Source organism: Leucobacter sp. CX87 (assembly GCF_018682295.1).
GTDB lineage: Bacteria > Actinomycetota > Actinomycetes > Actinomycetales > Microbacteriaceae > Cx-87.
Map to the genome: position 1 here is coordinate 98356 of NZ_JAFIRI010000006.1, position 13108 is coordinate 111463.

13 protein-coding genes and 1 tRNA gene are annotated in these 13108 nt (G+C 67.2%); 6 read left to right on the plus strand and 8 right to left on the minus strand.

Translation table 11 applies throughout. The features are described from left to right. Nucleotides 1–2 precede the first annotated feature (2 nt). The 4 genes from leuC to KOE53_RS09730 form a co-directional block, all read right to left on the minus strand. Nucleotides 3–1490 carry a 3-isopropylmalate dehydratase large subunit gene (gene leuC / locus KOE53_RS09715; protein ID WP_188044496.1) on the minus strand — a complete coding sequence of 496 codons (1488 nt, stop codon included), beginning with the start codon at nucleotides 1488–1490 and terminating at the stop codon, nucleotides 3–5. Between the two features lie 145 nt (nucleotides 1491–1635). Next, nucleotides 1636–2688 (minus strand): TerC family protein, encoded by a 1053-nt coding sequence (locus KOE53_RS09720; protein WP_188044497.1) that lies wholly within the window; start codon nucleotides 2686–2688, stop codon nucleotides 1636–1638. Between the two features lie 238 nt (nucleotides 2689–2926). Beyond that, nucleotides 2927–2999, minus strand: a tRNA-Glu gene (locus KOE53_RS09725). Between the two features lie 148 nt (nucleotides 3000–3147). After that, a complete protein-coding gene (locus KOE53_RS09730) occupies nucleotides 3148–4809 on the minus strand; it encodes a polysaccharide deacetylase family protein (protein ID WP_188058323.1) in 1662 nt (553 codons plus the stop codon). A gap of 112 nt (nucleotides 4810–4921) precedes the next feature. On the opposite strand from KOE53_RS09730, the gene KOE53_RS09735 reads away from it, so the two are divergent. The 3 genes from KOE53_RS09735 (at nucleotide 4922) to KOE53_RS09745 (ending at nucleotide 6924) form a co-directional block, all read left to right on the plus strand. Continuing rightward, the gene (locus KOE53_RS09735; RefSeq protein ID WP_188058324.1) at nucleotides 4922–5065 is read left to right on the plus strand and encodes a hypothetical protein; all 144 of its coding nucleotides are present in this window, start codon (nucleotides 4922–4924) and stop codon (nucleotides 5063–5065) included. A gap of 123 nt (nucleotides 5066–5188) precedes the next feature. After that, a complete protein-coding gene (locus KOE53_RS09740; RefSeq protein ID WP_188058325.1) occupies nucleotides 5189–5890 on the plus strand; it encodes a hypothetical protein in 702 nt (233 codons plus the stop codon). Nucleotides 5891–5922: 32 nt separating this feature from the next. Further along, nucleotides 5923–6924, plus strand: coding sequence for a D-2-hydroxyacid dehydrogenase (locus KOE53_RS09745; RefSeq protein WP_188058326.1), 1002 nt, complete (start codon nucleotides 5923–5925; stop codon nucleotides 6922–6924). Here the strand turns inward: KOE53_RS09745 and KOE53_RS09750 are convergent. After that, entirely contained in the window at nucleotides 6921–7364 is a 444-nt protein-coding gene (locus tag KOE53_RS09750; RefSeq protein WP_188044500.1) for an MmcQ/YjbR family DNA-binding protein, read from the minus strand. The genes KOE53_RS09745 and KOE53_RS09750 overlap by 4 nt on opposite strands. A gap of 119 nt (nucleotides 7365–7483) precedes the next feature. Further along, entirely contained in the window at nucleotides 7484–8137 is a 654-nt protein-coding gene (locus KOE53_RS09755; protein WP_188044501.1) for a fasciclin domain-containing protein, read from the minus strand. 167 nt (nucleotides 8138–8304) lie between these two features. On the opposite strand from KOE53_RS09755, the gene KOE53_RS09760 reads away from it, so the two are divergent. The 3 genes from KOE53_RS09760 to KOE53_RS09770 are packed head-to-tail and all read left to right on the plus strand — an operon-like array spanning nucleotide 8305 to nucleotide 11503. Continuing rightward, a complete protein-coding gene (locus KOE53_RS09760) occupies nucleotides 8305–10023 on the plus strand; it encodes a cytochrome c biogenesis protein DipZ (protein ID WP_188058327.1) in 1719 nt (572 codons plus the stop codon). Nucleotides 10024–10064: 41 nt separating this feature from the next. Then, a complete protein-coding gene (gene sigK / locus KOE53_RS09765; protein WP_188058328.1) occupies nucleotides 10065–10664 on the plus strand; it encodes an ECF RNA polymerase sigma factor SigK in 600 nt (199 codons plus the stop codon). Next, entirely contained in the window at nucleotides 10661–11503 is an 843-nt protein-coding gene (locus tag KOE53_RS09770) for an anti-sigma factor (protein ID WP_188058329.1), read from the plus strand. The genes sigK and KOE53_RS09770 overlap by 4 nt, the downstream gene beginning before the upstream one ends. Here the strand turns inward: KOE53_RS09770 and KOE53_RS09775 are convergent. Both KOE53_RS09775 and KOE53_RS09780 read right to left on the minus strand, forming a co-directional pair. Continuing rightward, nucleotides 11500–12333, minus strand: a complete 834-nt coding sequence (locus tag KOE53_RS09775; protein ID WP_188058330.1) for a cytochrome c biogenesis CcdA family protein — start codon at nucleotides 12331–12333, stop codon at nucleotides 11500–11502. The two genes, KOE53_RS09770 and KOE53_RS09775, sit on opposite strands and share 4 nt — an antisense overlap. Nucleotides 12334–12335: 2 nt before the next feature. Beyond that, nucleotides 12336–13031 (minus strand): DsbA family protein, encoded by a 696-nt coding sequence (locus KOE53_RS09780; RefSeq protein WP_251364285.1) that lies wholly within the window; start codon nucleotides 13029–13031, stop codon nucleotides 12336–12338. Between the last annotated feature and the right edge of the window lie 77 nt (nucleotides 13032–13108).

A 13108-nucleotide genomic window follows, 5' to 3' on the forward strand; every position in this document is an offset into this window, starting at 1 on the left:
CCTTACGCCTCCTGCGTTGCGGCGGCCGAGGCCACTGCGTCGTGAGTGATGCCGTTTGCCTCGTCCGCGGCGAGATCCCACGGGCTCGACAGGGTGCCGCGAATCGCGGTCGCGGCGGCGACGAGCGGCGACACGAGGTGCGTGCGCCCGCCCTTGCCCTGGCGACCCTCGAAGTTGCGGTTGGAGGTCGACGCGCAGCGCTCGCCGGGCGCCAACTGATCGGGGTTCATGCCGAGGCACATCGAGCAACCGGCGAAGCGCCACTCGGCGCCGAACGCCTCAACGATCTTGTCGAGGCCTTCGGCCTCGGCCTCGAGGCGCACGCGGGCCGAGCCGGGCACGACCATGACGCGCACGCCCTCGGCCTTCTGCTTGCCGGCAATCAGGCTAGTGAACGCGCGCAGGTCGTCCATGCGGCTGTTCGTGCAAGAGCCCATGAAGACCGCGTCGACCGGGATCTCCTTCATCGGCGTACCGGCTTCGATGTCCATGTACTCGAGCGCGCGCTCAGCGGCGGCGCGCTCGTTCGGATCGGCGATGTCGGCCGGGTTCGGCACGTTCTCGCTGAGCAGAACGCCCTGGCCAGGGTTCGTGCCCCAGGTCACGAAGGGCTCGAGTGCGCTCGCATCAATCGACACCTCGGCGTCGAAGACCGCGTCCTCGTCGGTCGGGAGGGTGTTCCAATACTCGACCGCCGCGTCCCACTCGGCGCCCTTGGGAGCGTGATCGCGCCCCTTCAGGAACGCGTACGTGGTCTCGTCGGGGGCGACCATGCCGGCGCGGGCGCCGGCCTCGATCGACATGTTGCAGATCGTCATGCGGCCGTCCATCGACAGTCCGCGGATCGCCGAGCCACGGTACTCGAGCACGTAGCCCTGTCCCCCGCCGGTGCCGATCTTCGCGATCACCGCGAGGATGATGTCCTTCGCCGTGACCCCCGGGCGCAGCTCGCCCTCGACGTTGATCGCCATGGTCTTGAACGGCTTGAGCGGCAGAGTCTGCGTAGCCATGACGTGCTCGACCTCGCTCGTGCCGATGCCGAAAGCCATCGCACCGAACGCACCGTGCGTCGAGGTGTGGCTGTCGCCACACACGACGGTCACGCCGGGCATGGTCAAGCCGAGCTGCGGGCCCACGACGTGGACGATGCCCTGCTCCTTGTCGCCGAGGGAGTGCAGGCGCACGCCGAACTCGGCGGCGTTGGTGCGCAGTGTCTCGATCTGGATGCGGCTCGTCGGGTCAGCGATCTCCCGCGTGATGTTCAGCGTCGGGGTGTTGTGATCCTCGGTCGCGATCGTCAGGTCGACGCGGCGCAACGGCCGGTCGGCAAGGCGCAGGCCGTCGAACGCCTGCGGGCTCGTGACCTCGTGCACCAGGTGCAGGTCGATGTAGATGAGGTCAGGCTGCCCGTCCGTGCCCTTCACCACTACGTGGTCGTCCCAGACCTTTTCAGCCAGGGTGCGGGGGCGCGTCTGTACGTGCTCAGTCATGCGTGTGCGTCTCAATTCTTCTTCGAAAGGGGTCAGCCCATAGCGACACTCCGCGACGGGGTCGGCTGCAGGCTAGGCCCCGTCGCGGCGTCGAAGGAGAAGTCGCCGCGTATGCATACCGGCGATTCTATCACCGAGCGGACGGTCAGTCCTGGGTCGGCGCTTCGCTCTTCGCAGAATCGGTGTGGTGCTCGGAAGCGCCGAGGTGCATCCGTTCGCCGCCCGCCTTCTCCTCGCGGCGCACCTTGATGAGGCTCGCGATGGTCGCGATTGCCATCGCGCTGACGATGAAGCCCAGCGAGGCCCAGGTGCTGATCTCAGGCGCCCAGTCCACGTGCTCGCCGCCGTTAATGAACGGCAGCTCGTTGGTGTGCAGCGCGTGCAGCACGAGCTTCACGCCGATGAAGGCCAGGATCGCGGCGATACCGAAGTGCAGGTAGCTCAGGCGCTCGAGCAGGCCGCCGAGCAGGAAGTAGAGCTGACGCAGGCCCATCAGCGCGAAGACGTTGGCCGTGAACACGATAAACGGGCTCTGCGTGATACCGAAGATCGCGGGAATCGAGTCGAGCGCGAACAGCAGGTCGGTCGTGCCAAGAGCGATGAGCACCAGCAGCATCGGCGTCCACATCTTCTTGCCGTTCTTCACCGTGCTCAGCTTGCCGCCGTCGAACTCGTCCGAGAACGGCAGTACGCGCTTGATCCAGCGCACAAAGGCGCTGTCTTTCTGCTCCGCGGTGTCGTCGTGGCGCACCTGCTGCCATGCCGTCCAGATGAGCCAGGCGCCGAAAATGAAGAAGATCCAGCTGAAGCGCTCGATCAGGGCCGCACCGGCAATGATGAAGATTCCGCGGAAGATGAGGGCGAGAACGATGCCGATCATCAGCGCGCGCTGCTGATAGGCAGGCGGGACGGCGAAGCGTCCGAGGATGATGACGAAGACGAAGAGGTTGTCGATCGACAGGCTGTACTCAGTGAGCCAGCCGGCGAGGAACTCGCTTCCGTGCTGCACGTCGCCAATGATGAACATCGCGCCCGCGAAGAGCAGGGCGAGCAAGACATAGAAGCCCACCCACAGGCTCGATTCCCGCATCGAGGGGATGTGCGGACGGCGAATGACGAGCAAGAGGTCGAACACGAGGACGGCGACAAGCACGACCATCGAGGTAATTTCGAACCAGAGCGGAAGAGCTGAGGTCACCAGTGGATCCTTTCGGGTGGCGGCCCCCATTCGAGGGATGCCGACGACCGAAGGTCTCTCCCCGGCCAAGAATATTCTGGCCGCCGCCGCACCGGCCAGGCAACGGAGCCCGACGTATTGACGATGCGGCGAAGTCGGGATACTCCCCTTCGCAAGTTCCTAGCTTAGCTGGTGTGCCGGAGTTCCCCCACACAACGCAAAACGCCCTCTCCGCAATGGAGAGGGCGTTTTGTCATCGTGACCCCAACGGGATTTGAACCCGTGTTACCGCCGTGAGAGGGCGGCGTACTAGGCCGCTATACGATGGGGCCGTTCTGCTACTGTCCCGCTTTGCTCTTCGCTCTGCGTTCCCTGCAACCCTTTAATCTTGCCACAGGCGCTCGCGCGAATTCAAATCGGCCGGGGTCGCTCGGGCGTTTCCCCAGCTCGGAACGGAGTTTCGGGATCCCGCCAGTGGGGTCATCCGCGTGAGATGCGCACCCCAGTCGGCTGGTCCCCGAGCAGGTCGTCGAGCGTGACCAACTCGAGCCCGCGATCTTGCAGTTCGCCGATCACGCGCGGCATGGCGTCGACGGTCGACGCGTGCGTGTCATGGAACAGGATGATGTCGCCGGGCCCCGCTCCGGACACCCGCTCGACGAGGGCATCCACCCCGGGGCCACGCCAGTCGTTCGTGTCGATCGACCAGAGGACGATCGGCAGCGGGATCTCTGCCATCACTTCGGAGTTCAACGCCCCATAAGGCGGGCGGAAGTAGCGAGGGGCGGATCCGGTCGCGTCGGTGATTGCCCGCTGAGCCTGCATGACCTGCTCGCGCACCTGCTCCTTCGAGAGCTTCGTCAGATCCGGATGGCTCCAGGAGTGGTTCGCGACGGTGTGTCCGTTCGCGAGTTCTGCGGCGGCCATGCCCGGCGCGACGGACACGGCAGATCCCATCAAGAAGAACGACGCCGCGGAGTTCGTCTCGGCCAACACCTGCAGGAGGCGCTCGGAATCCGCCCCGGGCCCATCGTCAAAGGTCACCGCAACGCAGGGAACTAATCCGCAGTCAATCGACTGCCGCCCCGCGGCCACGGCCTGCCAGGAGGGGGGCGCCGCGGCAACCGCGATCCCCAGGGCTGCACGGCCGCCCTCGCTCAGCCACCGTTCGGGGCGCTCCACACGGACCGCAATGTGCGCTCCGCGCAGTGCCCCTGACTTCGCCCAGGCGGCCAGGCGAGTGAAACCAGCCCCACCACCGGGCAGATCTGCCAGCGCGATCGCAAAGACCATCGAACCGTCGGCGGCGGGAACCGGGTCGGCGATCAGGCGCGCGAGCCCGAGTGATTCGCTCTCAGCCGCAGTGAGGGGGCGGGCGATCGCCGCCGGAACGAACATCGTGGGGAGGTCACGATAGCCGAGCGAGGCGAGCAGCAGTTCCCCCAACTCCCCCAGCCGCGCCGGGTCAACGAAATCGGCAGCGGGGGCGAGCTCTGCCCCGTTGACGGAATATCCGACAGTGATGAGGTCGCTCAGCACGCCGGCGGCGTCCACGCTCGTCGATCGCGAGCGGATGCCGAGCAACCCACCCGAAGCGAAGATAACGTCACAGTTGAGCGCCAGCACGGGCGCTCCCGCGGGAGCCACCGGGGCGAGCGCCGGGTCGGCCAACAGGATCCCGGCCGCAACCTGAGTGCTGCCCCGGGAGCACCCGCGCGAGGCTCCCCCGCTTCCCGCAGGCGACGCACGAGGATGGAACGCGGGAGCGCCGCTCTGACCGGCGAACGCCCCCATTTCCGCATGCACCCAGCTCTGTTGCTCCAGATTCAACGGGGTTTCACCTGGCAGTTGAGACCAGCGCGCCGAGGCCCAGGGGGCTCCGCTCGGGACTATGCGCTGCGGAAAGAGGCCGGGAACGGCGGCGGCGTCGAGCGGCTCCGGCGGAGCAACAATGTCCGCCAGCTCGATGCGCGGCAGCATTTCGGGGTGGGTGCTGTGCACGATCGGCTCTGGGGCACACCCCGCGAGGCCCACCGCCAGCGCGACTACCGATGTCGCCGCGCATCGGCGCATCGCGACCCGCAGGCGGGACGCGGAGGCTCGGGGGCGGGCCATCCCGGCAGTGACCCCCGCGTCGTCCATGCGCTCAGGCTATCGATTTTCAGTGACCGAGCGGAAGTGCTGGATCGGATGCGAATTCGTTCTTGTCACGATCAAAGAACCGGGGCTATTGTGGCTTCCCATGGGGCACTCGATGAAGACGGATCCGGACACTGGCGCAATTCTCGTGCTGATGACGAAGCCGTTTGCGGAAGAGCCTGATTCGATCGTCTGGATGGACGAGGACGGGGTCGAATATCCCGTGTCCGCCGAGGAACGCCAGCAGATTTCTAGCTAGCGACGCACTCGGCGCGTACCGCCATCTGAGTTCGGCTGGGTTCGCACCGCGTTGTGGATTATGGTGACGTTGAGGTCGCCCGCACGACGCTGGCGCCCAGAACAATGGGGGCCTTGCGTGCGCATGTCTGCTCGCCGAATTGCGGCGATCGTGGGGGCGTTTGTCCTCATCGGCGTCATCGTCTGGATCGACGTCACCACCAGCCTGTGGCAAGAGCTCGTGGTGTTGTCGGGACTCGCCGCGGGACTCGTGAGCTTCCTACTCACCGCACTCGTGATCGATCGAGTCATGGAGCGGTCGAATGAGCGCCGGTGGGCGCCGGTGACCCGGCTGGCCCTCACCGAGATCCTGCACGGGCTCGCCGACGACGAACAAAACGAGCCCAGCCGCGGACTGATTGTGGCGCGCAGCCTGAGCCTGCCGGTCGGCTCGCTCGGCACCCCGAGCGCCGAGCGGCTTCCAGCCGAGCTGCACCGCCTGCGCGAGAGCGTCGCCGCCGAGCGAGAGAGCTTGGCCGCTACTCTCGGCGTCTGGTCGAGCTTTCTCGCGTCAAGCGAGCGCGGCGCCGGCGTCATGCGCCGCATCGCGACCGTGGCCCTGCAGCTCGAGGCCGTGCGCGATGCCTCACTCGAAGTCGACGCGGCACTCCTTCGGCAGTCCGCGCCCAAAAACACTCCCTCGCTCGTCCCCGACGTCGCCGTCGTGATCGCCGACCTTCGCAACGAGATTGAGTCCACTAATTCGGCTCTCGCGGCCGTGGCCCACGAGATCGAAGCGGAGCTGAGCCGAGACGCGGCGCGCGCGCGGAAGACGGTAGCGAGATGAGCGGGCGGGCGCCAGACGGTAGCGTGCTCACTATGAAAGACGTTCAGGCACCACTGCGCATACTGGCGGTCGTCAGCGAGCCCGATCCGAGATTCGACGGTCTCTTCGCGCCGATCCGCGAGCAGGCGGAGCTCTCGCTCGTGTACGACGTCGAGTCGATGGCCCGAGCAGCGAGCAGCGCCGACGCGCTTTTGGTGTGGGAGGACCAACCGGGCCTCGTCGACCAGGCGATCACCGCAGGGGCCACCCTGAACTGGGTGCACTCCGCGTCGACCGGGGTTAACGCGCTCATCACGCCCACGTTGCGCCAGTCCGAGGTGACGTTGACGAATTCCCGGGGAGTGCTCGATCGCGCGATCGCCGAGTACGTGCTCGGCCTGTTTATCGCTCACCGCAAGGGATTTGCGGAGACGCTCGTCCTGCAGCAGCAGCGCACCTGGCGGCACCGCACGACCCGCATGGTGGCCGGCACACGTGCGGTCGTCGTCGGCACCGGCGCAATTGGGCGCGAGACCGCCCGCCTGCTCGGGGCGGTCGGCGTGCATGTCACGCTCGTCGGGCGGCGAGCGGTCTTGCAGGATCCGGAGTTTGGTCGGATCGCCGCATCAGACGATCTCGCGAGCGAGGTGCGGGACGCGCAGCTCGTCGTGCTCGTCGCGCCGCTCACCGCCGAGACCCGGCACCTGATGAGCGAGGACGTGCTCGCCGCCATGCCGCGCGATGCATATCTCGTCAATGTCGGCCGCGGGGGTCTCGTGGACGAGCCGGCGCTTGAAGCGCGGCTTGCGGCGGGCCAGCTCGCCGGGGCCGGTCTCGACGTGTTCGCCGAGGAACCGCTCCCACAGTCTTCCGCGCTGTGGGGCGACCCCCGCGTGCTCGTCTCGCCGCACATGGCCGGGGACTTCGACGGGTTCGAGGAGGCGCTGGTCGCGCGTTTCGTCGAGCTGCTTCGAGACCGAAAAGCCGGGCGCCCGCTCAGCCACGTGGTGGACACGCGGCTCGGGTACGTGCCCAGCGGGACACCCGCGAGCTAGTCCTCGTCGCCTCGGGTGAGCCGCGCCATCGTGTCGGCGTCAACAATCTCGGCCTGCAACCTCTTGGTGAGCGAGGCGAACACGAGCGAGTATGACTCCTCGATCATCTCCGCCAAGTGTTCGGGTGCGAGTGTCGAGATGCCGAGACGCACCGAGTTCCAGTGTTTCTTATTGACGTGGTAGCCCGGGATGATCTCGGCGAACGCCTCGCGCAGTCCCACGTTCTCGAGCGGGTCACCCTTCAGGGTGATCAGGTACTCGCCGCTGCCTGCGCCAAACAAGCCGAAAATCTTGCCGCCCACCGTCAGCACGAAGGTGTCCCACTCGGGCTTCACTGCGGCCTCGGCCCCGGGCCACTGGCTGACGATCTCGGTGAGCCAGTCCTCGTCGATTGCGGTCTGCCCCGCGGACGACTCGTCCCCGTGTGTGTGCGTGCTCATTGCTGCCGGCCTCCTCGATTTCGTGTGCCTCGTCGCCTCCAGCGTAGGGCTGCGGCACAACGAATGGGTGCCCGGTCGAAGAATCGACCGGGCACCCATTCACCTGCGTGTGCGAGGAACTAGCTCGTCGGCATCAGCACCGAGTCGACGAGGTAGACCACAGCGTTCGCGGTCTGCACGCCACCGCAGATAACCTTCGAGTCATTCACCATCAGGTTGTCGCCCGAGCCCGTGACGGTCAGGTCGCTGCCCTCGACAGTGGTGTGGGTTCCGACGATGTCGGCCGGCTCAATCTGCCCGGCGACCACGTGGTACGTCAGGATTTTGCTGAGCAGGTCGCTGTCGGTCTTGAGCGTGTCGATCGTGCCGGCGTCAATCTTCGCAAATGCGTCATCGACCGGAGCGAAGACCGTGAACTCGGCGCCGTTCAGCGTGTCGACCAGGTTCACGTTCGGGTTCAGCTGCCCGCTGACGGCGGCCACCAGCGTGGTCAGCAGCGGATTATTCGACGCAGCGACCGCGACGGGATCCTGCGACATGCCCTGAACGGAGCCTGCTCCGCTCGGTACCGCTTCCGCGTAAGCGGCACAGCCCGATCCGACGAGGTTCGCGGCCGGATCGTCAGCCTCCATCGACGATGAGCTTTCGGACTTGGTCGGTGCGGGAGTCTCGGTCTCTGGCGCGGAGGCACCCATGGAACAGCCGGCGAGGGTGAACGCGCCAACAAGGGTCAGGCCAAACGCTGCGACGAGCTTGTTCTTCGTGTTGAACATGATGTCCTCCAGGTGAATGTCACCACGGTGTTCCGCGGTTGTACTGGGTCATTCGGAGGCCTCGCCAGATCGGATGGGAACTTTTTCACATTTCTTTTCAGCGGCAAGAAATCAATCCGAACCAGCGGCCGCTCCGAATACTGAGCAACACCATTAAGGGGAACAACATGGACACGCTGCTCATCGGTTTGCTCGGCGGACTGATCACCGGAATATCACCGTGCATTCTGCCGGTGCTTCCGGTCATTTTCCTCACCTCGGGCACGAGGCCCGGCCTGCCCGGCAAATCGCCCGAGGTCATCCCGGCCCCTCCCAGTCGCCCCTATTTGGTGATCGCCGGGCTCGTCGTGAGCTTCACGATTGTGACCCTGGCAGGATCCCTGCTCCTCGGGCTCCTCGGGCTGCCGACCGACGTGATTCGCTGGGCCGGCATCGTAGCGCTCGTGATCCTGGGCATCGGGTTCCTCAACCCCCGCTTCGAGCAGCTCCTCGAAAAGCCGTTCCAGTGGCTGCCACAGCGCAAGGTCTCCGACCGGGGGAACGGCTTCGGGATGGGGCTCGCGCTCGGCGCCGTCTTTGTTCCGTGCGCCGGCCCCGTGCTTGCCGCGATCATCGTCGCTGGCTCGACCGGCACGATCGGCCTCGGCACCGTGATCCTGACCGTCTCGTTCGCCGTCGGCGTCGCCATCCCGCTCCTTGCGTTCGCGCTCGCCGGGCGCGGCCTCGTCACGCGGATCCGCGCGTTCCGCTCCCGCGAGCGGGCTCTGCGCATTACTGCCGGCGTCGCCATGATCGCGCTCGCGGTCGGCCTGGCCTTCAACGTTCCGCAGATGCTGCAGCGGCTTCTGCCCGACTACACGGCGGGGCTGCAGCGCGACCTCGCAGACAGCGACGCCGCGAAGGATGCGCTCTCGCTCGGCGGACTCGTCACCGACGAGAACCGCGAGCTGGATCAGTGCACCAACGGCGCCGAGACCCTGGAATCGTGCGGCCAGGCCCCCGAGATTCGCGGCATCGAAGCGTGGCTGAACACCCCGGAGGGCGCGGGAGTCAGCCTGGACGAGCTGCGCGGCAAGGTCGTACTGATCGACTTCTGGGCGTACTCCTGCATCAACTGCCAGCGCTCCATCCCGCACGTCGTCGCGTGGGACCAGGCCTATAAGGACGCGGGGCTCGAGGTGATCGGCGTGCACTCCCCCGAGTACGCGTTCGAGAAGGACCCGAAGAACGTCGCCGCCGGGATCCGCGATTTCGGGATCGAGTACCCCGTGGCGCTCGACAACGACCTGTCCACCTGGACGAACTACCGCAACCGCTACTGGCCGGCGCACTACCTCATCGACGCGAAGGGCACCGTCCGGCACATCTCGTTCGGCGAGGGCAACTACGCCGCGACCGAGCAGATGATCCGAGAGCTCCTGAAGGACGCGGACCCGACGCTCACCCTGCCCGATGCGACCGAGGTCGCCGACCAGACCCCCGAGGTCGGCTCAACGACGCCCGAGACCTTCCTCGGCTCGTCGAAGGACAAGAACTTTGCGGGCCCGGGCGACTACCGCCCGGGAGAAAACGCGTACACGTTCCCGAAGCAGCAGCCGGCCGACACCTTCGCCCTTCGCGGGGACTGGAAGGTCGACACCCAGTTCGCCGCCCCGCAGGGCAGCGCAGGCGAGGTCCGGCTGACCTACCGGGCGAGCGAAGTGCGCATGGTCGTGTCGGGAACGGGAACGCTCCGGGTACAGGACGAGTCGGGCAAGGTCCGCGAGATCCAGGTCTCGGGAACGCCGAGGTCGTACGCGGTGATTGAGCCGGGGAAGTTCTCGACGGGCGTGCTTGACGTCGAGGTGAGCCCAGGCCTCGCGGTCTATTCGTTCACATTTGGCTAGGCGCTGGGCACGTCGCGAAGAGTTTGGGAGGTGAGTAGGGCATGCTAATCGAGATGGTTATTGACGGAAGTGAAGTACCGGAGCACAGCGGCGACGCTGACCCTGCCTCCGTGCTCCTTCGCGACGTCGCCACCGGCAATGAGGACGCGTTCGCGAAGCTGTACGACATGCTGTCCTCTCGCGTGTTCGGGCTAATCCTGCGCGTGCTCGTGGATAGGTCGCAGAGCGAAGAAGTCTTGCAGGAGGTCTTTCTCGAGATCTGGCAGTCGGCGCCAAAGTTCGACCCCGAGCGCGGGCTGGCCCGGACCTGGATCCTGACCATCGCCCACCGGAGGTCCGTGGACCGGGTGCGCGCCTCGCGGGCGAGCTTTGACCGCGACATGCTCGCCGGGTTTCGCGAGCTACACACCTCGTCCGAAAGTGTGGCCGACGAGGCCGCCATGCGAATCGAGGGCGCCCGGGTCGCGACGCTGCTCACGCAGCTCCCGCAGGCGCAGCGGGAAGCCTTGACGCTCGCGTACTTCGGCGGGTATTCGCAGTCGGAGGTCGCCGCGATCACCGGCGCACCGCTGGGCACCGTGAAGTCCCGGATGCGCGACGGCTTGTCACAATTACGATCGGAAATGGAGGTGGGGCGATGAACGAGCAAGAGTTCCGTGAACTCTCGGCCGGGCACGCCCTCGGTGCGCTCTCCCCCGACGACGAGCGCGCGTTCGCGGCGGCGCGTGCTGGCAACCCGGAGTGGTCACAGATCGCCGACCACGACGCAGAGACCGCGGCGGCGCTCGGCGCGCAGCTGCCCGCGGTGGCTCCGCCCGCGATGCTGCGCGACCAGATTCTTGGCGCAATCGCGCAGGCGCCGCAGGCGCCACCGGCCTCGCGTGGCACGCGGGCAACGGTTCGACCGTCGACACCCGATGCTGCGCGGCCGCACGCCACTGCACGGCCGGACTCCACGCCAGTGCCGGGGGCACCGGACGAGGACGACCGCGAAGAGGCCCTCGACGCGGCGTACACACGGCGCCGGAAGTGGCAGCGTGGCATGTTTGCCCTCGTCGCATCGGTCGCTGTGCTGAGCATGATCGCGCTGGGCACGAGCTCGCTCATTCAGGCGCTCTCGACGCCCGCCGAAGTGACCGCGCTGCAGCAGATCGAGTCCGCCCCCGACGCAAGTCAGGCCTCAACGACCTTTGCGGGTGGCGTCGCGACCGTGCACTGGTCGGAGGCGCTCGGGAAGACCGTCCTCGTCGCCGAGGGGCTGCCCAAACTCGAAGAGGGCCGAGAGTTCGAACTCTGGTTCGTCCGCGGCGAGACGCCACTTCCCGCGGGCACGTTCTCGTCGCGCACGGGGACGGGCGTCGCCCTGTTCGGCGAGCAGATGCAGCCGGGCGATCTCGTCGCGGTGACGATCGAGGATGCCGGCGGATCGCCGACGGGCCTGCCCACGACCGACCCGATCCTCGCGATCGAAACGGCCTAGTTCGCGCTCGGGCGCTTCCCGGCTCGCCACCACAACACAAGCGCGATCGCGGCCACTGCGACGATCGCGACGATGTCCACCGCCGCGCTCGCGAGCACCGAGCTCTTGCCCTGCAGCCAGGCCGAGACGCTGGTCGGCAGCAGCTCGGGCGCGCTGATCAGGCCGTTCGTGGTCCAGAACAGCACACCGACGACCAGAATCAGCGTGCCGGTCACGACCGACGTGGTGTGGAATTCGCGGCCGAACACCGTAAAACTGCGCCCGCGGAGCACCGTGCGGGTGCGGGCGCCGATGCGGTTCCACGCCGCGGCGATCGCGAGCAGCGGAACGAGCATGCCGGCACCGTAGACGGCGAGGAGCACCCCGGCGAGCAACGGGCTCCCCTGGGTCGCGGCCACCGTGAGCACTGCCCCCAGGATCGGCCCGGTACAGAACCCCGCCACGCCACTCGCGGCCCCAAGCAGGAAGGTCTTCACGAAGCCGACGCGTGAGGCTGCCTGCTGCTGCAGTTCGCGACCGCCGGGCAGGATCCTGCTGGGATCGAAGCCGACGCCGAAGATCTGCAGGATGCCCAGCACCACCAGGATGAGGGCCGCGACCCCGATGATGACGTCGCGATGGGTCACAAAGAGCGTGCCGATCGCGCCGATGCCGACGCCGAGCGGCACGAGCACCACGAGCAGGCCCGCGAAGAAGACTCCGCCGTGCAGCAAGAGCCGCGGGCCGGTGCCCGCCACTGAGGCGAAGAAGGCTGGGAGCAGGAGCGCCCCGCACGGGCTGAGGATCGCCAGCACTCCCCCCAGGAAGGCGGTGACGAGGCCGACCTCCACGGCTAGCTCTTCGCCGCCGCGCGGGCGGTCTCGTAGGCCTCGAGGAAGACCTCGGTGGGCTGGGCGCCGGAGATCGGTTGCCCGCCGAGCAGGAACACCGGGGTGGATGTGGCGCCCAGGTTGATGCCGAGCTCGGCGTTGCGGGCGACCTCTGCCGCGGTCTCGGCGGAGTTCATGTCCGTCGTGAACTGCGCGGTATCCAAGCCGAGCGAAGCAGCAAGCTCGGTGAGCCCCTGGTCCGTGAGGCCCGCGTCGGAACGTCTCTCGCCGTTCGCAAACAGCAGCTCGTGGTACTCCCAGAACTGGCCCTGCTTGGCCGCTGCGTGCGACGCACGGGCAGCCCGCTCGGACGCCTCTCCGAACACGTTGATGTCGCGCCACTCGATGCGCAGCTCGCCGGCGTCGGCGAGCTCCATCATCGCGGGCAGCGTCTGCAGGTTCCACTGCGCACAGAACCGGCACTGGTAGTCCGAAAAGACAATCAGGCCGACTGGTGCGTCGACAGGGCCGGCGGCGAGCGGGTCAGCCGGGTCGCGCCGCTCGAACTCGGTGAGGTCTGGACCTTCGGTCTCGCCCTCGACGATCTCGCCGGCGTCACCGCCGAGCCCCTCTTCAGCGGACTGGGAGCCGCCCTGCGCGGCGATGGCCAACACGATGAGGAGTACCGCGCCGATGATGACCAAGAGTGGGAGGAGCAACCGGCGCTCGCGACGCCGGGTGGGTGCTGCAGACAGAACGGGCCTCCGTGACGGCATCGAGGTGCGGGGAGCATGGG